General features: G+C 63.7%; 21 protein-coding genes and 1 pseudogene. 15 read left to right on the forward strand and 7 right to left on the reverse strand.

The genetic code is table 11. The features are described from left to right. Positions 1–94: 94 nt before the first annotated feature. On the reverse strand, positions 95–2,242 hold the full coding sequence (locus LIX93_RS13440; RefSeq protein ID WP_226504546.1) for a PAS domain-containing protein: 2,148 nt from the start codon (positions 2,240–2,242) through the stop codon (positions 95–97). Positions 2,243–2,353: 111 nt separating this feature from the next. After that, positions 2,354–2,512: pseudogene (locus LIX93_RS13445) on the reverse strand (LysR family transcriptional regulator); the annotation flags it as partial. Between the two features lie 351 nt (positions 2,513–2,863). On the opposite strand from LIX93_RS13445, the gene LIX93_RS13450 reads away from it, so the two are divergent. From LIX93_RS13450 to LIX93_RS13480, 7 genes are all read left to right on the forward strand, one after another. Further along, positions 2,864–3,379: a sigma-70 family RNA polymerase sigma factor gene (locus tag LIX93_RS13450; RefSeq protein WP_226504897.1), complete on the forward strand. Its 516-nt coding sequence runs from the start codon at positions 2,864–2,866 to the stop codon at positions 3,377–3,379. Then, on the forward strand, positions 3,376–4,380 hold the full coding sequence (locus tag LIX93_RS13455) for a FecR domain-containing protein (protein ID WP_226504547.1): 1,005 nt from the start codon (positions 3,376–3,378) through the stop codon (positions 4,378–4,380). Before LIX93_RS13450 ends, LIX93_RS13455 begins: the two co-directional genes overlap by 4 nt. A gap of 50 nt (positions 4,381–4,430) precedes the next feature. Further along, positions 4,431–5,588: a class C beta-lactamase gene (gene ampC, locus LIX93_RS13460; RefSeq protein WP_226504548.1), complete on the forward strand. Its 1,158-nt coding sequence runs from the start codon at positions 4,431–4,433 to the stop codon at positions 5,586–5,588. A gap of 100 nt (positions 5,589–5,688) precedes the next feature. Beyond that, positions 5,689–8,103 carry a TonB-dependent receptor gene (locus tag LIX93_RS13465; protein WP_226504549.1) on the forward strand — a complete coding sequence of 805 codons (2,415 nt, stop codon included), beginning with the start codon at positions 5,689–5,691 and terminating at the stop codon, positions 8,101–8,103. Positions 8,104–8,459: 356 nt separating this feature from the next. Continuing rightward, positions 8,460–10,559 (forward strand): TonB-dependent siderophore receptor, encoded by a 2,100-nt coding sequence (locus tag LIX93_RS13470; protein ID WP_346015222.1) that lies wholly within the window; start codon positions 8,460–8,462, stop codon positions 10,557–10,559. A gap of 26 nt (positions 10,560–10,585) precedes the next feature. Beyond that, on the forward strand, positions 10,586–11,632 hold the full coding sequence (locus LIX93_RS13475; RefSeq protein ID WP_226504551.1) for a substrate-binding domain-containing protein: 1,047 nt from the start codon (positions 10,586–10,588) through the stop codon (positions 11,630–11,632). Continuing rightward, entirely contained in the window at positions 11,629–12,681 is a 1,053-nt protein-coding gene (locus LIX93_RS13480; protein ID WP_226504552.1) for a substrate-binding domain-containing protein, read from the forward strand. The genes LIX93_RS13475 and LIX93_RS13480 overlap by 4 nt, the downstream gene beginning before the upstream one ends. Before the next feature lie 49 nt (positions 12,682–12,730). Here LIX93_RS13480 and LIX93_RS13485 read toward each other — a convergent pair whose 3' ends face one another. Next, on the reverse strand, positions 12,731–13,852 hold the full coding sequence (locus tag LIX93_RS13485) for an NADH:flavin oxidoreductase (protein ID WP_226504553.1): 1,122 nt from the start codon (positions 13,850–13,852) through the stop codon (positions 12,731–12,733). A gap of 101 nt (positions 13,853–13,953) precedes the next feature. Here LIX93_RS13485 and LIX93_RS13490 point away from each other — a divergent pair, with 101 nt between their 5' ends. Beyond that, positions 13,954–14,349 carry a helix-turn-helix domain-containing protein gene (locus LIX93_RS13490; protein ID WP_226504554.1) on the forward strand — a complete coding sequence of 132 codons (396 nt, stop codon included), beginning with the start codon at positions 13,954–13,956 and terminating at the stop codon, positions 14,347–14,349. Positions 14,350–14,456: 107 nt separating this feature from the next. Here the strand turns inward: LIX93_RS13490 and LIX93_RS13495 are convergent, their stop codons facing one another. Further along, positions 14,457–14,999, reverse strand: coding sequence for a glutathione peroxidase (locus LIX93_RS13495; RefSeq protein ID WP_226504555.1), 543 nt, complete (start codon positions 14,997–14,999; stop codon positions 14,457–14,459). Between the two features lie 89 nt (positions 15,000–15,088). Next, positions 15,089–16,327 carry an EAL domain-containing protein gene (locus LIX93_RS13500; protein WP_226504556.1) on the reverse strand — a complete coding sequence of 413 codons (1,239 nt, stop codon included), beginning with the start codon at positions 16,325–16,327 and terminating at the stop codon, positions 15,089–15,091. 260 nt (positions 16,328–16,587) lie between these two features. On the opposite strand from LIX93_RS13500, the gene LIX93_RS13505 reads away from it, so the two are divergent. Then, positions 16,588–17,052, forward strand: a complete 465-nt coding sequence (locus tag LIX93_RS13505) for a hypothetical protein (RefSeq protein ID WP_226504557.1) — start codon at positions 16,588–16,590, stop codon at positions 17,050–17,052. A gap of 111 nt (positions 17,053–17,163) precedes the next feature. After that, a complete protein-coding gene (locus tag LIX93_RS13510) occupies positions 17,164–17,502 on the forward strand; it encodes a glycine zipper 2TM domain-containing protein (protein ID WP_226504558.1) in 339 nt (112 codons plus the stop codon). A 65-nt stretch (positions 17,503–17,567) separates the two neighbouring features. Here the strand turns inward: LIX93_RS13510 and LIX93_RS13515 are convergent, their stop codons facing one another. Beyond that, positions 17,568–18,314 (reverse strand): IclR family transcriptional regulator, encoded by a 747-nt coding sequence (locus tag LIX93_RS13515; RefSeq protein WP_226504559.1) that lies wholly within the window; start codon positions 18,312–18,314, stop codon positions 17,568–17,570. A gap of 123 nt (positions 18,315–18,437) precedes the next feature. Here LIX93_RS13515 and LIX93_RS13520 point away from each other — a divergent pair, with 123 nt between their 5' ends. Genes LIX93_RS13520 through LIX93_RS13530 form a run of 3 tightly spaced genes read left to right on the forward strand, consistent with a single transcriptional unit; the run spans position 18,438 to position 22,409 of the window. Then, the gene (locus LIX93_RS13520) at positions 18,438–19,964 is read left to right on the forward strand and encodes an MFS transporter (RefSeq protein WP_226504560.1); all 1,527 of its coding nucleotides are present in this window, start codon (positions 18,438–18,440) and stop codon (positions 19,962–19,964) included. A gap of 11 nt (positions 19,965–19,975) precedes the next feature. After that, on the forward strand, positions 19,976–21,004 hold the full coding sequence (locus tag LIX93_RS13525) for an HlyD family secretion protein (RefSeq protein WP_226504561.1): 1,029 nt from the start codon (positions 19,976–19,978) through the stop codon (positions 21,002–21,004). 1 nt (position 21,005) lies between these two features. Beyond that, positions 21,006–22,409, forward strand: a complete 1,404-nt coding sequence (locus LIX93_RS13530; RefSeq protein ID WP_226504562.1) for an efflux transporter outer membrane subunit — start codon at positions 21,006–21,008, stop codon at positions 22,407–22,409. Between the two features lie 28 nt (positions 22,410–22,437). On the opposite strand, the gene LIX93_RS13535 is transcribed toward LIX93_RS13530, so the two are convergent. Next, complete coding sequence (locus LIX93_RS13535; protein ID WP_226504563.1) at positions 22,438–23,454, reverse strand: LacI family DNA-binding transcriptional regulator; 1,017 nt, start codon at positions 23,452–23,454, stop codon at positions 22,438–22,440. 217 nt (positions 23,455–23,671) lie between these two features. Here LIX93_RS13535 and LIX93_RS13540 point away from each other — a divergent pair, with 217 nt between their 5' ends. After that, a complete protein-coding gene (locus tag LIX93_RS13540; protein WP_226504564.1) occupies positions 23,672–24,211 on the forward strand; it encodes a gluconokinase in 540 nt (179 codons plus the stop codon). 88 nt (positions 24,212–24,299) lie between these two features. Beyond that, the gene (locus LIX93_RS13545) at positions 24,300–25,652 is read left to right on the forward strand and encodes a GntP family permease (protein ID WP_226504565.1); all 1,353 of its coding nucleotides are present in this window, start codon (positions 24,300–24,302) and stop codon (positions 25,650–25,652) included. Positions 25,653–25,681 lie beyond the last annotated feature (29 nt).

The raw sequence follows: 25,681 nt of genomic DNA on the forward strand, positions 1-25,681 counted from the left end.
TGGGCAGTTATGCAGCGGGGGCAGAGCGGTGCGCTCAAAGGCCTACAGCATAGACTGCCTGCCACCGTTGCCGCCAAGGCTAATTCCAGCCGGTTCAGGCCTGAACGCTACCCACCGCAAGGGGCTGCTGAGTCAATACCGTGCGCAGCATGGTGCCCAGGTCCTGCGGGGAATAGGGCTTGCTCAATAGATAGGTGCCGGCATGCAGCTCGTTGTTGCGGGTAATGACCTCGCGGGTATAGCCCGAGGCGAACAACACCGGGATCGGCGGGTGCTGCTGCCGTGCCCAGGCGGCCAGATCGGCGCTTTTGATTCGACCGGGCATCACCACATCGCTGAAGATCAGGTTGACCGCCAGCCCTTGGCGCAAAAGCGCCATGGCCTCATCGCCATTGCTCGCCGCCTCGACCTGATAACCCAGCAGCCGTAGCAATTCGATGGCGGTCTGGCGCACGCCTGGGTCATCCTCCACCACCAGCACGGTCTCGTGCCCGCGCAACGGGTCGTCGTCGGCGAGTTCGACGCCCAGGGGCTGGTCGACGCCATCGTGACACCGGGCGAACAGCAGGTGCACCGTGGTGCCCAGCCCGGGCTGGCTGGTGATACTCATGTAACCTCCGCTCTGCTTGACGAAGCCGAACACCATGCTCAGCCCCAGCCCCGTACCCTGCCCCACGGCCTTGGTGGTAAAGAACGGCTCGAACGCCCGGCGCAGCACCTCGGCGCTCATGCCGCGGCCGCTGTCGGCCAGCGCCAGCAATACGTAATCGCCGGGCACCAACTCCTTGTCGGCGCAGAACTCGGCGTCCAGGTGGCGATTGGCACCGGTGATGCGCAAGGTGCCTTCGCCGTCCATGGCGTCGCGGGCGTTGATGGCCAGGTTGAGGATGGCGTTTTCCAGCTGGTTGCGGTCGACCCTCAGGTTCCAGGGTTCCTCAGGCATCTGCACATCCACCGTGATGGTTTCACCCAAGGCACGCTGCAGCAGATCGCCCAGGCCTTCATAGATGTGGCGCACGTTGTACACCGCCGGGGACAACGGCTGGCGCCGGGCGAATGCCAGCAACTGCGCCGAAAGCCGGGCCCCGCGGTCCACTGCACCAAGCGCCGAAGTCACCCGCGCCTGCACGCGGGGGTTGTCGCCCTCATGGCGTGCCAGCAAGTACAGATTGCTGGCAACCACCTGCAGCAAATTGTTGAAATCGTGCGCAACGCCGCCGGTCAGCGCGCCGATCGCTTCGAGCTTCTGCGACTGGCGCAGTTGTTCTTCCATGGCGACGCGGGCCTGGACCTCATCGATCACCCGTTGCTCGAGGGTGCGCGACAGGCTCAGCAGCGCCTCTTCGGCGATCTTGCGCTCATGGATATCGATCAGCACGCCGGGGAAGCGCAGCGGTTGGCCGGCCGCATCGAAATCGCAACGGCCACTGGCGAGCACCCATAGCCAGTGGCCGTTCGGGCGGCGGATGCGGTATTCGGCGCTGTAGTTACTGCCATTGGCGACGGCCAGAGCGATCTGCTGGTTGACGTATTCGAGGTCGTCGGGGTGGATGATGCGCGTGGCCTCTTCGATGGGACGTCCTTCCAGCATCTGCTCGTGAGAGAAACCGAACGTGCGGGAGAAACGCTCGTCGCCAGAGAGCCGATTGATGCGGATATCCCACACGAAGGTGCCCAGCAAGGCGCCGGAATTGAGTGCCAGCTGCAAGCGCTCGTTAGTGATGCGCAAGGCATTCTCGGCCGCGACACGCCGCTGCTCCGAGATGATATGGCTCGTGGTCTCGATCACCACCGCCAGGACCCCGGCCGGTGCGCCATCATCTCCGGGGCACGGGCTGTAATGCAGGTCCATCCATACCGTTTCGGGCTGGCCATCGCGCAGCAGTACCAGTTCCTTGTTGCTATAGGACAAGGTGCCACCGGCAAGGCAGGTGTCCACCACGTAGCGGTTGAACTCCGCCACCTCGGGCCAGCCCAGCTCGACGGCGGTGCCCAGCAAGTAAGGATGACGCCCACCGGCGAACACGGCATAGGCATCGTTATAGATCATGTAGCCGTCCGTGCCCCACAGCATCACCAGCGGCATCGGCGAGGCCAGCAAATACTGCACGGCCTGACGCAGCGCCGGGCTCCACTGCTGCAGCGGCCCGAGGCCCGTGGTCGACCAGTCGAGCGTGCGGATACGCTCGGCCATTTCACCGCGCCAGCCGGGGCAACCATGGTCATCAGATAGAAAGGACATCGAGCCACTCGAAAAAGGGGGGCAAATACGTGTTTTGCAGTGAGCGCTATATAGCCTATCTGCGAGGGCGGTTCAATCTCCGACTGGGTGCGATCGCCGGTGTCACTTGCTTCAAGCATCTGCCTGCAAGTCGCGCTCCTCGCTGGCGAGGGCCTCGGGCAACGTGGCGCGCAGGTGTTCGACCCAGGTCTTGATCCTGGCATCGAGAAACTGGCGGGACGGATAGATGGCGTAGAGGCTGAGGTCGCGCAGACGGTACGCCGGCAGCAGCCAGGACGTTCGCTGATCCGGGCCTTTGAGGAGCCTTCAGCGAGCAACCGCCAACGCGCGCTGACAGCAGTGGAGGAAGCCCTCGAGCAAACGCAGTTGTCACCGCGCTCGATCCGCTACCTGCACGTCATCCGCGCGGCGCTGCTGGACGAGCAATCGCCGCTGGCGCGTAGCGAGGGATGAGGTCGGGCCGTGGACAGGGTTGGGCGTTAGGCATACCCATCGTGATCAAGAGCGCTTATCATGCGCGTTTCCCTTGGTCAGCCTTCCACGCCCATGTCCGAGCTCCCTCCTCACGAGCCCTGCGGCCCACCTCCAGCCACCGAGCCGTCTGCCGGCGGCTCCGAGGCCATGCTGCAGACGTTTCTGCAGCAACAGGGGCGTATGGAAAAACAGCTGAGCCGTTGGGTGGCTTGCCGCGCCACGGCTGCTGACCTGGTCCAGGAGCTGTTCATTCGCCTGTGGCGGCGCAAGGATGTGCAGGTCGAAGACCTGGGCCAATACATGATGCGCAGCGCGCGCAATCTGGCCATCGACCATTTGCGCAGCCAACGCAGCCGCCTGCGCACCGAATCGGCGCTGCTGCCCGAGCAGATCGTGGGCGCGCCCAGCGCGGTGGAAGATGGCCACCAGGCCGACCACGATCTGCATCAGGTCGATGCCGCGCTGCGGACACTGCCCGAGCGTACTCGCCACGTGTTCCTGCTCAACCGCATCCATGGCCAGTCCTACAGCGAAATCGCCGGTGCGTTGGGGATCTCCGCCAGCGCCGTGGAAAAGCATATGATGCGTGCCCTGCAGGTCTGCAAAGACAGCATTGACATGGACTCGTCCAGCCGTAACAGCCACCGGAAGGCCCGATCATGACCCCGATCACTCCTGCATCGCGCCAGCAGAGCGAAGACGTCGCCCTGCTGTGGGTCACCCGCCTGGCGGCCGAGCCGGATAACCGGCAACTGGCCGAAGCGCGCTTGAGCCCTCAGGAGCGAGGTGACCTGCAGCGCTGGCTCGACGCCGACACCGGCAATGCGCAGGCCTACGCTCGTGCCCGCCAGTTGTGGCAGCTGACCGCGATGCCGGCGGCGCGTCTGGCTGGCGAAGAAGACGCCGCGCTGCAAGCGATCCTGCGCCGTGGCCGACAGCGACCACGGCGACGCCTGGCGGCGCTGGCGATTGCCGCGAGCCTGCTGTTCGCGGCCGTCTCGATGCTCGCCTGGCAGCCTGAGCGCTGGATTGACAACCTGCAGGCCGACTACTCCAGCGCGCCTGGGCAGCTGCGCACCGTGACCCTCGCCGATGGCAGCGAAGTGACCCTCGACGGCGACAGCGCGCTGGACGTGTCAGTGACCGATTCTGCTCGCAACGTGCACCTGCGCCGTGGGGCGGCGTTCTTCAAGGTTCGCCATACCGGCCAGGCCTTTGTGGTGCACGCCGACACGGGCGAGGTGACAGTGCTGGGGACGCGCTTCGAAGTCCGCCGCGAAGCGCATGGCACTGGAGTCACTGTCGAAGAAGGCCGGGTCGCGGTCAGCCCGTTGCCAGGCATCGCTGCTCAGGTGCTGACCGCCGGCGAGCGTATCGACTACCGCGACGGCCATGCCGGCGCCCTGCAAAGCGTCGACCCACGACAGGCCTTCGCCTGGCGCGATGGCCGCCTGAGCTTTCGCCGCGTGCCACTGGCCGATGCCCTCGCCGTGGTGCAACGCTACTACCCGCAGCGTATCGTGCTACTTGATAGCAGCCTCGGCGCCCGCCCGGTCAGTGGCGAGTTCAGCAGTCAGGATCCGACGGTGGTCCTCGCCGCCTTCCAGGCCGTGCTGGGGTTTTCCCAACAGCGCCTGCCGGGCGGTACCTTGCTGATTCATTGATGCGTGCGCCTGCGCGTGCAAACCGATACAAAACTGCCAAGGCTGCCGCTATGCCCATCACTGTAAAAAACCTCCTGTCGTTGGCCGTGCTCGTGCTCGCCACCGGAGCCAGCGCCGCGTCCGCGTCCGCGTCCGCGTCCGCGTCCGACCCGCGAGACCAACAGGTGCGCGAGCGCATTCGGGCGGTCATGCAGCAATACGACATCCCCGGCATGGTGGTGGCCATTACCGAGCAAGGCCAACATCGTTTCTACAGCGTCGGCCAGGCGACCCGAGCGCCGGCCACGGCGGTCAGTGCCGATACCCTGTTCGAAGTGGGTTCGGTCAGCAAAACCTTCACCGCCACCCTGGCAGCGGTCGCGCATATCGAAGGCCATCTGCAACTCCAGGACAGTGTCGGCAAGTATGTCCCGTCGCTGGCAGGTTCAGCGTTTGGCCAGCTACCGCTACTGGCCCTTGCAACCCACACGACCGGCGGCCTGCCCTTGCAGGTGCCCGACTCGATCGGCAGCAATGAACAACTATTGAGTTACCTGAGCGCTTGGCACCCTGAACAGGCGCCAGGCAGTTACCGCACCTACTCCAATATCAGCATCGGCGTGCTGGGTGTGATCGCCGCGCAAACACTCGCCCAGCCCTACGATCATGCCTTGGTGCAGAACATCTTCAAGCCATTGGGCATGCAACACAGCTTTATCGAAGTGCCCGCCAGCCAGCAGCGTTTTTACGCGTTCGGCTACACCAGGGACAACCGTGAAGTACGCGTCAACCCGGGCGTGCTTGCCACTGAGGCCTACGGCGTGAAGACCTCCGCCCGGGACATGCTGCGCTTCGTCGACGCCAATCTCGGCCGCATCGACCCGCACTCGGTACTGGGGCGCGCCATCGCCATGACCCACAGCGGCTACTATCGGGCCGGGCCGTTTACCCAGGCGTTGATCTGGGAGCAATACCCGTCGTCGGCGCCGCTGACAGCATTGGTGGCCGGCAATGCTGGCGAAGTCATCACCCAAGGCCTGCCAGTTACCGCGATCAACCCACCTCAGCCTGCGCCCGCCGCCAGCTGGATCAACAAGACCGGCTCTACCAGCGGCTTTGGTGCTTATGTGGCGTTCATGCCCGCACGTCAAAAGGGCATCGTCATCCTCGCCAACAAGAACTACCCCAATGAAGCTCGGGTGCGCCTGGCGTATGCATTGCTCAACTGAATCCACAGGAAGGCCTGCGCGCCACCCACTTGACGCGTGCACATCAATTGTTAATGAGATATATTCGCATTAATTTCCCTGATCAAGAGCCTAGCCCGCGATGCGCTGCCGGTTGCCCTATACCCTGCTGGCACTCTTGCTCAATGGCATCGCGGCAGCGCCCACCAGCTTCGCCGCCGACCTGGGCCAGAACAGCGCTCCGCGCTACGGTTTCGCCCTCCCCGCGCAACCCCTGAGTGACGCCTTGGCCGCCGTCAGCCGCCTGACCGGTCAGAACGTGGTGTATGCCGAGGACCTGCCCTATCGCCTGCAAGCGCCGCCCCTCAAAGGCACTTTCAGCGCCGAAGAAGCCTTGGCGCGGCTGCTGGCCGGCACCTCGCTGGCGGTCCAGCGCAGCGACATGCATACCCTGGCGATCAGCGCACCGGCGCCCACGGGCGATAACATCCAGCTGCAGCCCCTGAACATCGATAGCGACCGCCCGCGCGGCTATCAGCCCGATGCCGTGACCCGGATCAGCCACTCCCGCCAGCCCTGGCTGGAACAACCGCAAGCCATCAGCCGCGTCAGTAACGACGTACTGCGCGACCAGCAGCCGCGCAACCTGGACGACGCCTTGCGCCACGTCAGCGGCCTGACCCAGGGCAACACGCTCGGCAGCACCCAGGACACGCTGATCAAGCGCGGCTTTGGTGACAACCGCGACGGCTCGATACTGCGTGACGGCATGCCCGTGGTGCAAGGCCGCAACTTCAACGCCACGACCGAAAGCATCGAGGTGCTCAAGGGCCCTACCGCCCTGCTTTACGGTATTCAGGACCCTGGCGGGGTCATCAACGTGATCAGCAAGACCCCGCAGCTGCGTGCCCGCAACGAGCTGCAAGGCAAGGCCTCGAGCTTTGCCCAAGGCCGCAATGGCGGCGATGTGACCCTCGACAGCACCGGCCCACTGTTCAGCGACGCGACCGGGAGCACCGGCCTGGCCTACCGGATGATCATCGATCATCAGGACGAAACCTACTGGCGCAACTACGGCCAGCACCGCGAAACCCTGGTGGCACCCTCCCTGGCCTGGTACGGCGAGGCCGATGAAGTGCAGATCGGCTATGAGCACCGCACCTTCGTCACCCCCTTCGACCGCGGCACGGTGATCAACCCTGCCACCGGCCATGTGCTCGACATCCCCTATGACCGGCGCCTGGATGAACCCTTCAACGACATGACGGGGCGCTCGGAGCTGCTGCGCCTGAGCTACACCCATCACCTGGACGATAACTGGCAGCTGCGCGCGGCCTACGGCTACAACGAAGAATCCTACGATGCCTATCAAGTGCGCATCAGCGGCGTGAACACCCAGACCGGCACCCTGACGCGGCGCATGGACGGCACCCTGGACTCCATCAGCCGCGACCAGCAAGGCCAGCTCGAGCTGTCCGGCAGCACGCAGCTGTGGGGCCAGGCGCACGACCTGCTGCTAGGCATGAGCAACGAGCACCGGCTCTACTATCGCGGCGATCTGCTGCGCCAGAGCGCCCTGAGCACCTTCAGCTATCTGGACCCGGTGTACGGCCGTGAAGTCGCGCCCACCACTGTCTCGCCCGGCGACAGCGATCAGTCGGACCGCCTGCGCACCAGCGCCTGGTACCTGCGCGACAGTATTCACCTCAACGATCAATGGATCGCCACCCTCGGCGCCCGCGCCCTGGTATACGACCAGTACGCCGGCCGTGGTCGGCCGTTCCATGCCAACACCGACATCAACGGCAGCGCCTGGGTGCCCAGCGCCGGGCTGGTGTATCGCTTCGCCCCGCAGTGGTCCTGGTACGCGAGCTACAGCGAATCGTTCAAGCCTAATTCCAGCATCGCTCCGCTCAATGCAGCGACCACGCAGATCATCGACTCCACCATCCGCCCGGAACAAGCCAAGGCCTGGGAAACCGGCCTCAAATACGAGCGCGATCAAGGCCTCACCGCCAGCCTGGCGCTGTACGACATTCGCAAGCGCAACGTGCTGGTCAGCGAAACCGTCAATGACGAGCCCGTCAGCCGCAACGCGGGCGCTGTGCGCTCGCGCGGCATCGAACTGGAAGCCAGTGGCACCGTCTCCGAGCGCTGGGAGCTGATGGCGGCGTACTCGTTCACCGACGCCTGGGTCACACGCGACCCGCAGTTGCAGGGAAAGCCGCTGCAGAACGTGCCGCGCCAGAGTGGCTCGCTGTACGCGAGCCGGGATATGGGCAGTTTGATGGGCCTGGGCGACGTGCATATCGGCGGCGGCCCGCGCTACGTCGGCGAGCGCGCCGGTGACGCCGCCAACAGCTTTCGTCTGCCGGCGTATACGGTGACGGACGCCTTCGCGCGGCTGGACACCCATGTAGGGGGGCACAAAATGCAGTTGCAGTTGAACGTGAACAACCTGTTCAACCGCGAGTATTACCCGTCTAGCGTGAGCCAGTACATGGTATCGGTGGGCGATCCACGGCAGGTGGTGGTGTCGAGTAGTGTGGAGTTCTGACCGGTGAATGGCGCTAGGCGTCTGGCCCCTTCCCCGCCGAACGCGCACCCTTGCTGCCACAGATGCATGCCGACAGTCCAGCTCTGTGGGAGCACAGCTTGCTGGCGAAGAGGCCGGTGCACCTTGCACAAAATCCAGCCTGAATGAAAATTATTCAAACTTTTTACTGAGGTGTTTACCCTCGGTCTCCGTGTAGTGAATGAAAAGCAATCTTGTTCGCACTCACTTCACACGGATCACCACTCATGAAACACCCTGTTGCGATGGCGCCCGGCGCCCTGATGGCGTCACAGTTGGAGATTATCGGGGGCACGCCCTCTCGCTACAGGGGCGCTGCGTGCGCCGCCGGGGTATTGATGCTGGCGCTGGGGCAACCCGTGTGGGCTGCGGACACGCTCGAGATCGGCGCGGTGAATATCGACAGCACCACCGAGCAGACCGCCACCGAGAAAAGTCAGGTCAGCTACCAGGCTGTCAGCTCCACCGTGGCTACCCGCACCGAAACCCCGCTGATCGAAACGCCGCAGTCGGTCAACGTCGTCACCCATCGGGTGATCGAAGACCGCGCCCCGCAAAGCCTGGACGAGGCCATCAACGCGGTCAGCGGCGTCAAACAGGGCAACACCCTGGGCGGCACTCAGGACGCGATCATCAAACGCGGCTTTGGTACCAACCGCGACAACTCGATCATGCGTGACGGCATGCAATCGGTGAACGCGCGCAACTTCACCCCCACCACCGAACGCGTCGAAGTGCTCAAGGGCCCGGCGTCCATGCTCTACGGCGTGCAGGACCCGGGTGGCGTGATCAACGTGGTGACCAAGAAGCCACAACTGACCCAGGCCAATTCCATCTCTGCCTGGGACACCAGCTTCGGCGGCGGCGGCGCGCAGATCGACAGCACCGGGCCGCTGGGCAACACCGGCCTGGCCTATCGTTTTATCTACGACAAGCAGCAATACGATTACTGGCGCAACTTCGGCAGCACCGATCAGGAAGTGATCGCGCCGTCGTTGTCCTGGTTCGGTGAAGACACCACCCTTACCGCCGCCTACGAGCACATGGAGTACTCGGTGCCGTTCGACCGCGGCACGCAGATCAACACCACCACCGGCAAGGTCCTCGACATCCCCCGCTCGCGGCGCCTGGACGAGCACTTCAACATCACTACCGGGCGCTCGGACGCCTTCAACCTCAACGCCGAGCATCGCCTCAACGACGACTGGACCCTGCGCGCCGCGTATGGCTACAGCCGCAACTATTACAACGATCACCAGTCGCGCTACGTTTCCGCCGACTTCGCCACGGGCCAAGTGACCCGCCGTGGCGATGCGACCCGCGACGCCTTGCAGGTGGCCCACACTGCCACCGTCAACGCGCTGGGCGATCTGGAATTGGCGGGCATGCGTCATGAGGTGCTGGTGGGCGTCGACTACATGAAAAACGACCGCACATTGGGCGACCTGATTCGCAACATCAACGACACTGCTTTCAATTACAACGATCCGGTCTACGGTCAGGTGCCCGTGCCGAGTCGCGTCAGCGCTGCCAACAGCGACCAGACCGACAACCTCAAAACCCACGCGCTATTCTTGCAGGACAACCTGCACCTCAACGACCAGTGGATCCTGCAGGCCGGCCTGCGCTACGACTCGTTTACCGAATACACCGGCAAGGGCCGGCCCTTCATCGTCGGTTCCGATCAAGATCGCAGCAAGCTGGTACCGCGCCTGGGCCTGGTGTACCTGATCCGCCCGGACTGGTCGGTGTATGGCAGCTACACCAAGTCGTTCCGGCCTAACACCTCGATCGCCACGCCGATCGGCGACTTGCCGCCCGAGGAAGGCACATCCTACGAGGTGGGCACCAAGTTCCAGAACGACAAGGTCACCGCTACGCTGGCGGCATTCAATATCGTCAAAAAGAACGTTCAAACCAGCGCGACCTGCGGCACCGAAACCTGCACTCGGGTCGGCGGTGAAGCGCGCTCGCGCGGCGTCGAACTGGACGTCACCGGCCAGCTCAGCGCCGCCTGGAGCGTGACCGGCAGCTATGCCTACACCGACACCGAATGGACCGAAGACCCGATCCTCAAGGGCACTCCGCTGGACGGCGTGTCAAAAAACACCGCCGCGCTGTACCTGACCCGCGACTTCGGCCAGGTCGGCATCGGCAACCTGCGCGCCGGCTTCGGCGGGCGTTACATGAGCAAATGGGGGGTCAACGACGGCGCAACGGGCGCAGCCAACCACGAGTACTACCTGCCTGAAGCCAAGGTCGCCGATGCCTTCGTCGCCTACAAGCTCAAGGTCGAGCACAAGGATGTAACCCTGCAGCTCAACGTCAAGAATCTCTTCGACGAAACCTACTACGTCAGCAGCAGCGGCCTTGGCTCGCCCGCCATCGTGATCGGCGAACCGCGCCAGGTCATCGGCAAAGTGACCGTGGCCTTCTGATGCCTGCCTCTTTGAAAGGACCCTGCATGCCCGTTACCCTGCTGCGCGCCCTGGCCTTGGCCACGGGCGCCCTGCTCGCCGGCCACGCCAGTGCGGCTAGGCCACCCGTGCTCGATGCCGGATTGAGCGACTACCAGCCACAAAGCCTGAGCCCCACGGCAGGCGCCTCGTATCTGGACGCCACAGGTGCCATCCGCATTGGCGGCGCCGAACACGTGAACTACATCGTCGAGCGCTTCAACACGGCGCTGGCCACGGCGCATCCGGGCTGGCGTTTCGTCAACGAATCCAAGGGCACCACCAGTGCCGTGCCATTGCTGACCCACGGCGTAACGCTGTTCGGTGCCATGGGCCGTGGCATCAATGAGCTGGAAACCAGCGCCTACCGCAAGATCGTCGGCACCGCGCCGCTGGAAATCCGTATCGCCTATGCGGCCAACGACACCTCCCAGCACCTGGCCACGTCGCTGGCGGTGTATGTCAACCGTGCCAACCCGCTGGCGCAGCTCAGCGCGCTGCAGGTGACCCGCGCCTTGAGCGTCGGCAACCCTGAGGGCGACCTGTCGACCTGGGGCCAACTGGGCCTCGCGGGCGAATGGCGCCTGCGCCGCATTCATCCATACGGCACGCCTGAATTCACTGGCTTCGGTACCTACATGCAGGCCGCCCACCTGCGGGGCCGGCCGTTGACTCCGGGCTATGAGGCCTATGGCAACACCGAGGCAATCCTCGAACGCCTGGCCGCCGACCCCGCCGGCCTGGCCGTGGCCGCCATCGGCCTGGAGAACGCGCACATCAAACAACTGCCGATCGCTGACGCCAGTGGCGCGCTGACCACCGGCACCCCGGCGCAAGTGCGCGACGGCCGATACCCTTATGGCCGTTACTTGTATCTGTACCTGCGCCGCGAACCCGGCACGGCCATCGACCCGGCGGCCCGTGAATACCTGCGTTTTGTGCTGTCGCGTCAAGGCCAGCAGATCATCGCCGCCCAGCCCAAGGGGTACTTCCCGTTGAGCGCAGCGGATGCCCGTGCCGAATTGGCCAAACTGGATGAGGTAGCACCGCAATGATGGGCCCTGCATTGATCAAATCGACCCGACGTGCCGCCGCCCGCTTCGCCTTGCTGGCGCCCCTGCTGATCGCCGCGCCACTGGGCGCAGGTGCGGCGCACGCTGAAGACTTTCGCGTACCCGCCAAAGCAAGCTACGTGACCCGCGACGGCGCCATCGCCATTATTGGCAATGACGGTATGCAGCCGCTGATCGAGCAGCTCGATGCGCTGTTCATCCAGCAGCACCCGGGATTGCGTTTTGTCGTACGCGGCGAAGGCTCCTCGGTTGGCCTGCCGGCCCTGACCGCAGGCGCCACGGCAATCGCGCCGCTGTCGCGGGAAGCCTGGCTGGGCGATATGCACGGCTATGAGCAGGTGTTCGGGCGCAAGCCGCTGGACATCCGCATCGGCTATTCCGGCTGGGGCCCGCGGGACAGCGGCAAGACGCCACCGGCCGTGTATGTGCACCCGGACAACCCCTTGGCGCAGTTGAGCCTGCAGCAGCTGGCGCAGGTGGTGACCGCCGGGCAGGCAGCAGGCGATATCAACACCTGGGGCCAGTTGGGGCTGACCGGCGACTGGGCGGCGCGGCGCATCCATGTGTACGGCCTGCGCGACGATGGCGGATTTGCCACCAATCAGCGGATGGATCGCTTTGGCGGCTTGCCGTTCAGCGTCCACTACGAGGCATTGGACAGCGTCGCCCAGGTGCTCAAGGCAGTGGCCGGCGACAGTCATGGCATCGCCCTGACCGGCTGGGCCAGCACCGGCAAACTCGCGCCGGGCTTGCGTTTGGTGGCGTTGAGCACGGCCCCGGGACAGGCGGCCCATGGCCCGGCCTATGACGAGGTGGCCAGCGGCGCCTATCCGTTGTCGTCGTACTTGCACTTGTTCGTCAATGCCACGCCGGGGCAGCCGCTGGAGCCGTTTATCAAGGCGTACCTGCAAGTGGCGTTGAGCGACGAGGGTCAAGCGCTGGTGAGGGCTCAGCGTGATACCGCCGAGGGGTATGTGCCGTTGAGTGCCGAGGAGCTGGCGACAGAGCGCGAGAAGCTGAAGGGGTTGTAGCCCTGCAGCGAGGGGGCATGCCCCCTCGCTGCATTGAGGTGCCGGGTTACTAAGCCAGTTCGCCCAGATCGGCAGCATTGAAAGGCTTGAGGCTCTCACGGTCGCCATCTCGAACCTTGGCGACCCAGCGCGGATCGCTGAGCAACGCGCGGCCAACGGCGATCAGGTCGAATTCGTCCTTTTCCATACGCTTGACCAGCTTGTCGAGACTGGTCGGCTGCGAGCTCTCCCCGCCAAACGCGGCCATGAAGTCTCCGGACAACCCCACCGAGCCCACGCTGATGGTCGCCGCACCGGTGAGCTTCTTCGCCCAACCGGCGAAGTTCAGCCCTTCTTCACCGTCCAGCTCCGGAAATTCCGCCTCCCAGAAGCGTCGCTGCGAGCAATGCAGAATATCCACCCCGGCTTCGACCAGAGGCACCAGCCAGTCGGTCATGGCCTGCGGTGTGGTGGCCAGGCGTGCGGCGTAGTCCTGCTGCTTCCATTGGCTCAGGCGCAGGATGATCGGGAAGTCCTCGCCCACCGCGGCACGCGTGGCCTTGACCACCTCGGCGGCAAACCGCGAGCGCTCCTTGATGGTTGCGCCGTTAAAATGATCGGTGCGCTGGTTGGTGCCGCCCCAGAAGAACTGGTCGATCAGGTAACCGTGGGCACCGTGGATTTCAACGGTATCGAAACCCAGGCGCTGCGCATCGGCAGCAGCCTTGGCGTAGGCGGCGATGGTGTCGGCGATGTCTTCGTCAGTCATGGCGGCGCCACGCGGAGTATTCGGGGCCACCAGGCCTGACGGGCTTTCGATGCCGTGCGACGGGGTCCAGTCGGTGAGGAAGCTGGCCACCGCGCCGACGTGCCAGATCTGCGGGGCCATCTTGCCGCCGGCCGCATGCACCTCGTCGATCACCTGCTGCCAACCGGCCAAGGCCGCTTCGCCGTGGAAAAACGGAATGCCAGGGTCGTTACGAGAAGCTGGACGATCAATGACCGTACCTTCAGACAGTATCAAGCCGACGTCGCTTTCGGCACGACGGCGGTAATAGGCGGCGATGTTGGCATCCGGCACGCCTTCGGGGGCGAACGAACGGGTCATCGGCGCCATGACGATGCGGTTCTTCAGGGTCAGCGACTTGAGCGTGAAAGACTTGAACAACGGATCGAGGCTGGATTGGCTCACGGTTGAAAGCTCCAGTGGAAATGAACGCCCATAGTATAAGATGTATACCTGATATCAATCAGGCACCGAAAAGCTATCAGGTATACCCGAGGAAACCCGTCATGCCCGCCGATCAAAATGAACACGTCGAACGCAAGGTGTTTCGCGCCGATTGCTCCAGCCGCTTGCTGCTGGAGCAGATCGCCGATAAGTGGTCGGTCCTGATCCTCGCGGCGCTGTGCCCGCAGCCCTTGCGGTTCAACGAAGTCCGCCGACGACTCGATGGCATCACACAGAAGGCCCTGACCCAGGCCCTGCGGCGCCTGGAGCGCAGCGGGATCGTCGCGCGGCGAGTGATTCCCAGCTCGCAGGTCGCGGTGGAGTACAGCATCACGCCACTGGGCCGGACACTGGAAGAGCCGTTTCGGGCGTTGTATCACTGGACGGTGAATCATTCAGAGCAAGTGCTGCAGGCGCAGCAGGCGTTTGATGAGCGGGTGCTGGAAACCACTGACTGAACCCGACGCTTGTAGCGAGGGGGCTTGCCGCCGATTCGATCCCCCAGATACCCCCGGGTGCCAGGCCGATTTCCGGGGGCAAGCCTGCGCGCTACAGGAGCGGGATCTTACTTGGCCAGCTCAGCCTCGATCGCCGCCAGCAGCTGCGGATCGTGGGCAGCGATGTCCGGAGTAAAGCGCCCGACCACTTCGCCGGTGCGGCTGATCAGAAATTTTTCGAAGTTCCACTGCACTTCCGGCACGGGACGTACCGGGATACCCTTGCCAGTCAGACGTTCACGCCATGGCCCTTCGCCAACCGCGTCCGGCCTGGCCGCCGTAAGCGCCTGATACAGCGGATGCTTGTCTTCATCCACTACCGAGATCTTCGAGAACAACGGGAATTTAACGCCGTAGGTCAGGCTGCAGAAGGCCTTGATCTCGTCCTCGGTGCCGGGCTCTTGCGCCTTGAAGTCGTTAGCCGGGAAGCCAAGCACTTCCAGCCCTTGCGCATGTTTTTCCTCATAGAGCTTTTCGAGGCCTTCGTATTGCGCCGTCAGACCACACTTGGACGCCACATTGACCACCAGCAGTACCTTGCCGGCATAGGCTTGCAGGGTTTGTGGGGCGCCGTCGATGGTGGTCAAGGGGATGGTGTAAAGGTTGCTCATGCTCAGCTCCAGTAGAGAAGTCGGGCAACCACTGTAATGACCACGGGCAGCCCCTACAATCAAATGTTCCCGCACTGCCCCTGCTCACGTCAGGCCTGGCGCGGCTGATCGTCATCGCTGAGGCGCTGGGCATCATGCAACTCCATCGGGCTGCCGAGCAGAAAGCCCTGGATCCGATGCACGCCCAAGGCTCGCAAGGCATCCAGTTCACCGGTGGTTTCCACCCCTTCGGCGATCACCGTGCTGTCGGTTTCACGGGCGAAAGCGATCAGTGCGGACGCCATGGCGCGCAAGATTGGATCTTGATCGATACCGCGGGTCAGACTCATGTCGAGCTTGATCATGTCGGGGGCCAGCTTGACGATATGGCGCATGCTGGCGAAACCGGCACCGGCATCGTCAATGGCCAGGCGCACACCCGCACGACGCAGGTTGACCAGCGCCGTTTGCAGGCGTTCGTAATCGGAGATGACCGCATGCTCGGTGATTTCCAACACGATGCGCCGCGCCGAATAACCGTGCAGCAACGGCGTCAGACGGCCGCTGAAGATCAACTGCGGCGAGCAGTTGACACTCACATAGATGTTATCAGGCAAGCGCGACAGCCCCAGCAGCGCCAACTCGATGGCCCGGCACTCGAGCTCGAGCCCCAAGCCGGCTTCCGTCGCGTCCTGAAACCACAGGTCCGGCGTGCGCGCGGTGTCACTGGTGAATCGCGACAGCGCCTCCCAGCCGCCGATGGCCAGGGTCCTGGCGTCGAAGATCGGCTGATAGACGATCGAGGGTTGAAACTCCTGCAGCAGCGCGCTGATCCTGCGGTGCTTGATGGTCCGCTCGCTGACCGCCTTGAGGTCCAGCTCGAGCTGCTCGGTGACCAGCTCGGCGAAGGCACGCATCACCTGCATGTCGCGGTCGCTCAAACTCTGGTCGGGGGCGAAACCGAAGCAGCAAAAGGTGCCATACAAGTTGCCGTCACTGAGGTAGATCGGCACGCTCATGTGCGAGCCGATCGGCAGTGCGGCGGTTTCCGGCAGGCTCATCGCCAACGGCACCTGGGAGGTGTCGGCGATCAGTTCGGGCAACGCGCCATCGACGACGCGCTGGCAGTAGCCCACTTCCAGCGACAGCACATCGCCCTGCTTGATGGGCGAAATACCCTCGGCATCGACATGCATGAACACCCGGTCGGCACTGCGAAAACGCGAAACGAAGGCGACATCCATGCCCAGATGCTTGCGCAAGGAGCGCAGGACCCGTTCGATATGACCGGAATCGGCATCGACGGTATCTTTTAGGCTGATCAGTTCGGCGAGTTGAACGGCTGACATTCCATTGACCTCCAGTGGCCTGCGACTACAGATAAAACACGCGGGTATAGGGGGAGCACTGCTTTCAGATTAGCAGCATTGTGTAACGCCGGCGAATCAACTGCCGAACGGCCGTCAATTATCTGACTAATGGCCACCCCGTCGATATGCGAAGGATTTCGGCCGGGTAATCGATAAAAACAGTGACCTGCCTCGTGCTAGCGCGAATGCATGCCTACACTCAGGGCTAAGTCTATTGGTACACCGGATAAGGGATGTCTATGAAACGACTAGCAGCGGCGGGACTCTGCTGCATTCTGGCAGGCTGTAACACAGGTCAATTTACCGAAGGGCAAAGCAGCAACTTTCCAGTTCAGGTCACGCAGATAAACGCGTCGATCGACAGCGCCACCGACAGCGTCGATGTTGCGGTGGCGGTCAAGAACGCTTCGGCGGTGGCAATCCGCTCCATCACACTGGTCATCACGCCTTACGATGTCGCTGGCAAACGCACCTCGGCGCCCGGTGGCGAAGTCACCTTCAGTGCGCCGCTCAAGTCCGGCGACAGTATCGGTCCGCAAACTTTCAACCATGTATGGCAGGGCTCCGATGTACGCTGCATCGAGGTCAGGCTGATCAAGGTCACGCTGATGGACTACTCCACGTCGAGCATCAACGGCCATGCGGCCAATAACTTGGTGGCCAATAACAGCCGGCGTGAATGCCATATCAGTGGCGACGACTGAGTTGAGGTATGTATCAACCATGATACTCGCTGGATACTCGATTTCACTTGCCTGACACCGGGTGCAGCGATGAGCATCGCGAACCTTTTTCTACCTGTGTGAGTCATGCGAATGAAAGTCCTCTCTGCCTTGGCCTTGGCGTTGTCCCTGGCAAGCACTGGCGCCCTCGCCAATGAAGTGGTGGGCGCGGTGGTCGGTGGAGCTGCCGGTGCCGTGGTGGGTAATCAGGCCGCCGGCACTCAGGGCGCTGTAGTCGGTGCGGTGGCCGGCGGCGTGCTGGGCGCAGTGGTGTCGAACCTGCTGGATGAGGGTCACGGCGGCGGCCATCACGATCATCATGAAGAGCGCGGCCGCGGCCCCGAGATGCGCGGCCCAGGTGGCCCTGGTGGACCCGGCGGCGAGCACTTTCACGATGATCGTCGCGGCCCGCCCGGTGACGGACCACGCTGATCCTCAGAGCCTGAGTCCATTTGCCATTGCAGTCGCTGCAGCGCTTTGGAAGGCCTGCATTCAAGTCAGAAGACCACCTGCAAGATCCCCTGGCGGCACTCCTTCAAGGCCATCTTGATGCTGTCATGGGCCTCGGCAATCCGAGCAGTCGGGCCAACGACCGAAACTGCATAGTGGCCCTGATCGATCGGCAGGCTGGTCGACACTGAACCGACCCCTGTCCTGTGCTCCCCCGCATCATAGGCGAAGCCCTCACGGCGAACTGCGGCGAGCTCGACCAGCAATTGCTCCAGCGTCCGCGTCATGGGTGTCATCTGTTTCATCTTGCCGGTCAGCATCTCGATCACCGCGTCATCGCTCATCGATGCCAGCACCACCTTGCCTGCCGACGACGCATAGACCGTCAGGAAGGTCCCCGAACCAGGCGCCACGCGCAGCTCCTGATGCGACACCACTGAATGCAGGATCAACATTTCCAGGCCATTGGCGTGGGTCAGCACCGCGGTTTCACCGGTCTGGTGCGACAGGGCCTCGAGGAACGCCCGGGCGCGGTGGGTGATGTCCAAATGGCTGCGCGCGGCCAGGCGCATCAGCGCAGGCCCAAGACGCACGCCGCCTGCGCCGCGCACCTCGAGCAACTGCTCAAGCGCCAGGGCATCGACCAGCCGTTGTACGGTGGAACGCGGTAACTCGATACGCTTGGCTATCTCCCCCAGGCTCAGCCCCTTGGGCTCATCTTCAAGACTGCGCAGGATAGACGCCGCGCGCGAAATCACCTGAATGCCACTGCGCTCTGCATCATCGGAACTCATCTGCCTTGCTCCCTGTATCGCTGATCGGTACACTGCACCGAATTCTAGCCCATTTTGTGTTCGGCACTGCCAGTTTATTTCAGCAGGCTGCCTGTCGAGCCCCCTTGCGATGAAACCCCTGTCATGAGTCCGCCCCCTGCTCCGCCCGCCCCTGCGCCTTTTACCTGGCGCCTGGCCCTTGGCCTTGTCGGGGTGCTGATCGCTGCCCTGACCTCAGGCATCAACGACCGCGTCACCGACATCGCGCTGATCGATCTGCTTGGCCATTTCGGCCTGGGCCATGACCAAGGCACGTGGATCAGCACCGCCTACGCCGCCGCTGAAGTCTCGGCGATGCTGCTGGCACCATGGTTTGCGGTGACCTTGTCGCTGCGCCGCTTCGCTATCGTCGTCACCTTGCTGTTCGTCACTTTCGGCATGCTCTGCCCCTTTGCTCCCAACGTCGCCAGCCTGGTGACCTTGCGCGTGCTGCAGGGCCTCGCCGGCGGCGCGCTGCCGCCGCTGTTGATGACGGTGGCGCTGCGCTTTCTGCCTTGGCATATCAAACTGTACGGTTTGTCGGCCTATGCGCTCACCGCCACCTTCGGCCCCAACCTGGCGCTGCCCTTGGCCGCACTGTGGACCGAAGGCGCCGACTGGCGCCTGGTGTTCTGGGAGATCGTACCGGCCGGTTTGCTGGGCGCCGCGTTGATCGCCTTCGGTTTGCCCCAGGACCCGGTCCGCTTTGAACGCTTCAAGCAGTTCGACTGGCGCGGTGCGCTGCTCGGCGCCGGTGGTTTGAGCATGCTGATCGTTGCCCTGACGCAAGGCGAACGCCTCGATTGGCTGGAGTCACCGCTGATCGCCTGGCTGCTGCTGGGAGCTGCGGCGTGCGTGCCACTGTTTGTGCTGAACGAGTGGTTCCATCCGCTGCCGATCTTCAAGATCCAGCTGCTGGAACGGCGCAACTTCGCCTACGGCGTACTGACCCTGATGCTGTTTTTGTTCGTGGGCCTGGCCGGCAGCGCAATTCCGACCGCCTACCTGACGAGCGTGCAGGGCTATCGACCGCTGCAAAGCATGCCGCTGGCACTGAGCATCGGCTTGCCGCAGTTATTGCTGGCGCCGCTGGTGGCGACGCTGATCAACCGCAACTGGGTCGACGCCCGCTACGTGATCGCCACCGGCCTGGTGCTGCTGACGGTCGCCTGCCTGGGCGGCGCGCAGTTGACCGATGACTGGAACCGCGACAATTTCTATTGGCTGCAGGCAATTCATGCGGTAGCGCAGCCCATGATCGTGGTGCCCTTGCTGATGCTGGCCACCGGCGTGATCCATCCGATGGAAGGACCGTTCGCCTCGGCCATGGTCAACAGCATGCGCGGCCTGGCCTCGGTACTGGCCAGCGTCGCCCTGGAAAACTTCATCACTGCCCGTGAACATTTTCATTCCAACGTGCTGCTCGACCAACTCGGTAACCGTCACAGCCTGGTCGCACCGTTGCTGGACAGCAACACCGCACAACTGGCCGCCCGGGTGCATCGCCAGGCCCTGGTGCTGACCTACGCCGACGCGTATATGGCCGTACTTGTAGTGATCGCCCTCCTGGCATTGGTGTTGTTGATCCTGCCCAAGCGCGCCCTTCCCCCGCAACCCCCGATTCCCACGTGAGCCCTCGTCTGATGAAACATAGAACCGCTGTCTCCCTGGTCAGCCTGGCCGTCGTCCTGTGCGTCGGCTATGGCGCCTTCCACCTGCTGCGCAGCGATGCCCGGCAAAGCACCGACGACGCCTATATCAGCGCCGACTCGGTATTGATTGCCCCGCGTATCGCCGGCCAGCTGAGCGAAGTGGCCGTCGAAGACAACCAGCGGGTCAAGGCCGGTGATCTGCTCGCACGCCTGGACGACGGCGATTACCTCGCAGCCCAGGCCGCTGCGGCGGCGACCCTGGCCGGGACCCGCGCCGAGCTCAAAAACCTCGACGCCAGCATTGCCCGTCAGGCCGCAATCATCGATCAGGCCGCGGCGGCCACCCGCGCCAGCAGCGCCTCGCTCAAATACGCCCAGGCCAACGCCCAGCGTTATCGCAACCTGTCGAGCAGCGGTGCCGGCACCCAGCAGGAAAGCCAGCGCTCGGATGCCGAACTGCAAGGCGCCGAAGCCGCCCGTGATCGCGACGCTGCGGCGCAGGTAGCAGCGGCGCGCAGCCTGGATGTGCTCAAGGCCCAGCGCGAAGTGGCCCAGGCCACCGTCGATCACGCTCAGGCCGCGCTGCGCCAGGCTGATCTGAACGTCGGCTACACGCGCATCACCGCGCCGCAGGACGGCATGATTGGCCAGCGCTCGGCCCGGGCGGGTGCCTACGTGCCGGTCGGCACGCCGCTCATGGCAGTGGTTCCGCTGGACGAGATCTACGTGGTGGCCAATTTCCGCGAAACCCAGCTGGCCGACATGCGCGCCAATCAAACCGTGAGCATCCATGCCGACAGCCATCCGGATCAGCTCTTCAAGGGCCATCTGCAAAGCCTGTCGCCTGCCACCGGTTTGAGCTTTTCGGCGATTGCCCCGGACAACGCCACGGGCAACTTCACCAAGATCGCTCAGCGCATTCCGGTGAAAATCATCTTCGAACCCGGTCAGCAGCATATGGATGCCCTGCGCGTGGGCATGTCGGTGGTGGTCGATGTCGACACTCGCGAGGGCCAGTGACATGCGTCGTCTTGCCCTGTTATTGAGTGTCGCCAGCCTCGCCGCGTGCAGCGTCGGGCCGGATTTCGTCAAGCCGACGCCCGCGCTGCCCAGCCAATGGCAGGCCGACAAGGCACAGGCCGCACCAGTGGATCGCCAGTGGTGGCAGCTGTTGGGCGATCCGCAGCTGACGGCGCTGATCGAGCGCGCGGCCAAGGCCAACCTCGATATTCGCACCGCCAGCAACCGCCTGGATCAGAGCCGCAACAGCCGCCAGATCAGCGCGGCGGCGCAGCTGCCAGGGGTGAGTGGCACGGGTAGCTATCAGCGGGCTCGCAACAGTGGGGTGGGCCTCAATGACCCGTCCTTCGAGGATGGCAAGGCGCCCTATGAACTGTGGAACAGCACCGTCGATGCCAGTTGGGAAGTCGATCTGTGGGGCCATGTGCGCCGCAGCCTGGAAGCCGCCGACGCCGAGATCGCCCTCACCCAGGCCGAGCGCGATGGCGTGGTGCTGAGCATTACCGCGCAGATGGCCGATGACTATGTGCGCCTGCGCGGGGTTCAAGCGCGCCTGGACGTGGCCCGGCAAAACCTCGAGATCGCCCGCCAGAACCAGACGCTGACCCAGACGCGCTTTGAAAACGGTGTGACCACCAACCTGGACACCGCCAACGCAGCGGCTGCGGTCGAAACCATCCAAGCGACGCTGCCGATGCTGGAGGCCGAACAAGCGCGCCTGATCAATGCCATGAGCTTCCTGCTGGGGGCCGAGCCCGGCGCCTTGCACGCCCAATTGCAGACCCCCAAGGCGATCCCCCATCCGGCGCCTGACGTGCCCTTGGGCCTGCCCTTGGAGCTGGCGCAGCGGCGCCCCGATATCCAGCGCGCCGAGGCAGCCCTGCACCGCGCCACAGCGGCCATCGGGGTGGCCAAGGCGGACTTCTATCCGCGCATCAGCCTGGGCGCCAGCGTCGGCTTTCAGGCGCTGGACGGCAGTGATCTGGGCGGCTGGAATTCCCGTGACTGGTCCTATGGACCCAGCTTGTATCTGCCGATCTTCCAGGGCGGCCGCCTGACCGGCACCCTGGCCTTGCGCGAGCATCAGCAGCAGGCCGCAGCGATCGATTACCAACGGACGGTCCTGGCCGCCTGGCATGAAGTGGACGACGCGCGCACCGACTACGCCGCCGAGCAGCAGCATTATGCGGCGTTGAATCGCGCGGTCGAGCAAAACCAGCTCGCACTGAGCACCGCTCGCCAGCGCTACAAGGAGGGCGCGATCGACTTTATCAACGTGCTGAATGTGCAACGGGCATTGCTGGAGACGCAAAGCGCACTGGTGGGCAGTGCGACCCAGGCGGCGCTGGATCGAGTGCAGTTGTACAGGGCGCTGGGTGGGGGCTGGCCGCAAGCGTTGCGCTGAGGCTGACGGCCTCTGCGCCACCACCCTCTCAGCTCTCGCGCACCATCAACTCGAACCCCAGGTCCTGCACCTGGGGCTCGCCGGGCTTGTGATCCAGCAGGTCCAGCAGCTTCTGCGCCGCGTGCCGGCCGATGGCGGCCCGCGGCGTACGGATCGAGGTCAGCCGTGGCACCACGTGGGCCGAGGCCGGCAAATCGTTGAAACCGATCATCGCCACCTGCTGCGGCACCGCAACGCCCTGACGCGAGGCTTCATAGATCGCCCCGTGTGCCAGGTCATCGTTGCAAAAGAACAGCCCATCGACCTGCGGGTGCTCGCGCAGCACCCTGGCGAACATCTCGCCGCCCAAGCCAATGGACGATGGCAACGGTGACATGAACTCCAGTGCCGGGTCATAACAGCCGGCATCGCGCAACGTCTGCCGGAAGCCCTCGGCGCGTTGCATCACGCGGGGATCCAGTTGCGCCGCGACGTAGCCGATATGCCGGCGCCCGCGCTCCAACAGATAGCTGGCGGCCACTTGCCCGGCCTGTTGCTGGGAAAACCCCACGCACGGCGCGTCGCTCTGGGCCTGCAACTCCATCATGTGCACACACGGCACCCCGCTGGCCGCCAGCATGCGCCGCGACGCCTCGGTGCGATCGAAGCCGGTCAGCAGAAAACCGCGAGGCTGATACGCCAGGTAGTTGCGGATGAGGTTTTCCTCGGCGCCGACATCGTAGTGGAAATTGCCGATCAGCACTTCCAGGCCACGGCCATGCATGACCTGGTGAATGGCTTCGAGGGTATCGATGAACAGCTGGTTGGACAGCGACGGGATGAGCACCACGATCGATTGGCTCTGGGCGCTGGCCAGCGCGCGCGCCGCCGTGTTGGCCACGTAACCCAGGCTGGCCGCGGCCTGCTGGACCTTGGCCACCAGCTCGGGCGCGACTGTAGGCACGCCACGCAAGGCGCGCGAAGCGGTGATGGGCGAAACGCCAGAGAGCTTGGCCACCTCGCTGAGCGTAGGACGACCGGTGGTACGGGTGCCGATTCGGGTCATGATTTTTGTTTTTTTCGACTTGCAAGGACGGGGAACGGGCACTAAGGTAGCGCTGTCTCAGCGTAGTGGCAATATTGCTTTGTAACGCGCTGCTACGCTGCGCGGATAATCGAATATAACAACGTTGCACAAACTACATTAATAAAATCAAGGGCATGGCGAATCTCGACACCTTTTGCGGTGATCGACGACGGCAATGACCCCCCTGGAGGTACCGATGGTTTCCCCTCTTTCCGCGATCGTGGTCATGGGCGTGTCAGGTTGCGGTAAAAGCAGCGTCGGCGCCGAAATTGCCAAAGTCAGCGGCGGTCACCTGATCGAAGGTGACAGCTTCCACCCTGCTGCCAATATCGAAAAAATGAGTGCTGGCCACCCGCTGGATGACACCGACCGTGCCGGTTGGCTCACCAAGCTGGGCGAAGAGCTCGCGCGCTGCGTCAAAGCCGGTGATCGCCCCATCCTGACCTGCTCGGCATTGAAGAAGTCCTACCGCAAGACACTGCGCGAAGCGGTGCCCAACCTGGGTTTCGTGTTCCTCGAGCTGACGCGCACCGATGCCGCCTACCGTGTGTCGCACCGCCCAGGCCATTTCATGCCCGCCAGCCTGATCGACAGCCAGTTCGCCACGCTCGAGTCACCGACCGGTGAACCCTTGACGCTGACCGTCGACGCGTCAGTGCCTATCCCCGAGATCGCCGTGCAGGTCGACCACTGGATCGACGACCTCGGTGCACCGACCCTGACCCGTACGGCTTGAAACGCGCATGTGTGGGGTTGCAAAGACAGCGCTACCCCACATTGATCGGCCTTGAAAAAAACCACAAACAAGATGAGGCATTGAGTCCATGTTTGGATTAGCGAACGACACGTACCTGCTGCTGGATGCACTGGTCACCATTATTGGCCTGATCCTGCTGATCACCTGGGCCAAGGTTCACCCTTTCGTGGCCTTGACCATCGCCGCCGGCTTTTTGGGCCTGACCTCCGGCATGCCGGTGGCCAAGGTGATGAAATCCTTCCAGGACGGCTTCGGCGGCGTACTGGGCTTTGTCGGTATCGTGCTGGCGCTGGGCACCATGCTCGGCAAGTTGATGGCCGACTCGGGCGGCGCCGACCAGATCGCGCAAACCCTGATCCGCAAGTTCGGCAAGCAGAACATCCATTGGGCAATGATGTTCTCGGCGTTCCTGGTGGGTATCCCGCTGTTCTTCGAAATCGGCTTCGTGCTGCTGATCCCGCTGGTGTTCATCGTCGCGCGGCGCTCAGGCGTATCGCTGGTGAAAATCGGCATTCCGCTGCTCGCCGGCCTTTCCGTAGTCCACGGCCTGGTGCCGCCGCACCCGGGGCCGCTGCTGGCCATCGGGGTGTTCGGTGCCGACATCGGCAAGACCATCCTCTACGGCCTGATCGTCGCCCTGCCGACTGCCATCGTCGCCGGCCCGATCTACGGTAACTGGATTTCCAAGCGCATTCCGGGCAACCCGTCCACCGAACTGATGGACCAGATCGCCAAGGAATCGACCCACGAAAACCTGCCAAGCTTCAGCATCACTCTGATCACCATTCTGTTGCCGGTGTTCCTGATGCTGCTCAAGACCTTCGCCGATATCATCCTGCCGGCCGATCATATCTTCCGGCAGTGGATGGACTTTCTCGGTCACCCGATCACCGCGCTGTTGGCGGCGTTGCTGTTGGCCTTCTACACCTTTGGTTCGGCGCGCGGGTTCAGCCGTCAGGCGATCATGAAGATGCTCGACCAGAGCCTGGCGCCTACCGCAGCCATCGTGCTGATCGTGGGTGCGGGTGGCGGCTTCAAGCAGATGCTGGTGGACACCGGGGTCGGTAACATCATCGGCCACATGGCGGTGCAGGCCGAGATTTCGCCGATCCTGCTGGCGTGGCTGGTGGCTGCGGTGATTCGCGTGGCCACCGGTTCGGCGACCGTAGCGACCATCACGGGCGCCGGTATCGTCGCCCCGGTGGTTGGTTTGATCCCGGGCGTCAACCGCGAACTGCTGGTACTGGCGACCGGCGCCGGCTCGGTGATCCTCTCCCACGTCAACGATGCGGGTTTCTGGCTGGTCAAGCAGTACTTCAACATGACCGTGGCCGAAACGTTCAAGACCTGGAGCATGATGGAGACCATCCTCTCGGTGGTGGGCATCATCCTGATCATGCTGTTGTCGCTGGTGGTCTGATACACCACATCCCCTGTCGGAGGGGGTTC

Source organism: Pseudomonas sp. MWU16-30317, assembly GCF_020515695.1.
In the GTDB taxonomy this organism is placed as follows: Bacteria; Pseudomonadota; Gammaproteobacteria; order Pseudomonadales; family Pseudomonadaceae; genus Aquipseudomonas.

Excerpts from the sequence above, each read along its gene's own strand:
- LIX93_RS13540 (WP_226504564.1), top strand. The coding sequence starts at position 23,672 with ATGGTTTCCCCTCTTTCCGCGATCGTGGTCATGGGCGTGTCAGGTTGC.
- LIX93_RS13510 (WP_226504558.1), top strand. The coding sequence starts at position 17,164 with ATGAAAGTCCTCTCTGCCTTGGCCTTGGCGTTGTCCCTGGCAAGCACT.
- LIX93_RS13535 (WP_226504563.1), bottom strand. The coding sequence starts at position 23,454 with ATGACCCGAATCGGCACCCGTACCACCGGTCGTCCTACGCTCAGCGAG.
- LIX93_RS13490 (WP_226504554.1), top strand. The coding sequence starts at position 13,954 with ATGCCCGCCGATCAAAATGAACACGTCGAACGCAAGGTGTTTCGCGCC.
- LIX93_RS13480 (WP_226504552.1), top strand. The coding sequence starts at position 11,629 with ATGATGGGCCCTGCATTGATCAAATCGACCCGACGTGCCGCCGCCCGC.
- LIX93_RS13465 (WP_226504549.1), top strand. The coding sequence starts at position 5,689 with ATGCGCTGCCGGTTGCCCTATACCCTGCTGGCACTCTTGCTCAATGGC.
- ampC (WP_226504548.1), top strand. The coding sequence starts at position 4,431 with ATGCCCATCACTGTAAAAAACCTCCTGTCGTTGGCCGTGCTCGTGCTC.
- LIX93_RS13500 (WP_226504556.1), bottom strand. The coding sequence starts at position 16,327 with ATGTCAGCCGTTCAACTCGCCGAACTGATCAGCCTAAAAGATACCGTC.
- LIX93_RS13545 (WP_226504565.1), top strand. The coding sequence starts at position 24,300 with ATGTTTGGATTAGCGAACGACACGTACCTGCTGCTGGATGCACTGGTC.
- LIX93_RS13515 (WP_226504559.1), bottom strand. The coding sequence starts at position 18,314 with ATGAGTTCCGATGATGCAGAGCGCAGTGGCATTCAGGTGATTTCGCGC.
- LIX93_RS13455 (WP_226504547.1), top strand. The coding sequence starts at position 3,376 with ATGACCCCGATCACTCCTGCATCGCGCCAGCAGAGCGAAGACGTCGCC.
- LIX93_RS13470 (WP_346015222.1), top strand. The coding sequence starts at position 8,460 with ATGCTGGCGCTGGGGCAACCCGTGTGGGCTGCGGACACGCTCGAGATC.
- LIX93_RS13450 (WP_226504897.1), top strand. The coding sequence starts at position 2,864 with ATGCTGCAGACGTTTCTGCAGCAACAGGGGCGTATGGAAAAACAGCTG.
- LIX93_RS13530 (WP_226504562.1), top strand. The coding sequence starts at position 21,006 with ATGCGTCGTCTTGCCCTGTTATTGAGTGTCGCCAGCCTCGCCGCGTGC.
- LIX93_RS13475 (WP_226504551.1), top strand. The coding sequence starts at position 10,586 with ATGCCCGTTACCCTGCTGCGCGCCCTGGCCTTGGCCACGGGCGCCCTG.
- LIX93_RS13520 (WP_226504560.1), top strand. The coding sequence starts at position 18,438 with ATGAGTCCGCCCCCTGCTCCGCCCGCCCCTGCGCCTTTTACCTGGCGC.
- LIX93_RS13505 (WP_226504557.1), top strand. The coding sequence starts at position 16,588 with ATGAAACGACTAGCAGCGGCGGGACTCTGCTGCATTCTGGCAGGCTGT.
- LIX93_RS13440 (WP_226504546.1), bottom strand. The coding sequence starts at position 2,242 with ATGTCCTTTCTATCTGATGACCATGGTTGCCCCGGCTGGCGCGGTGAA.
- LIX93_RS13525 (WP_226504561.1), top strand. The coding sequence starts at position 19,976 with ATGAAACATAGAACCGCTGTCTCCCTGGTCAGCCTGGCCGTCGTCCTG.
- LIX93_RS13495 (WP_226504555.1), bottom strand. The coding sequence starts at position 14,999 with ATGAGCAACCTTTACACCATCCCCTTGACCACCATCGACGGCGCCCCA.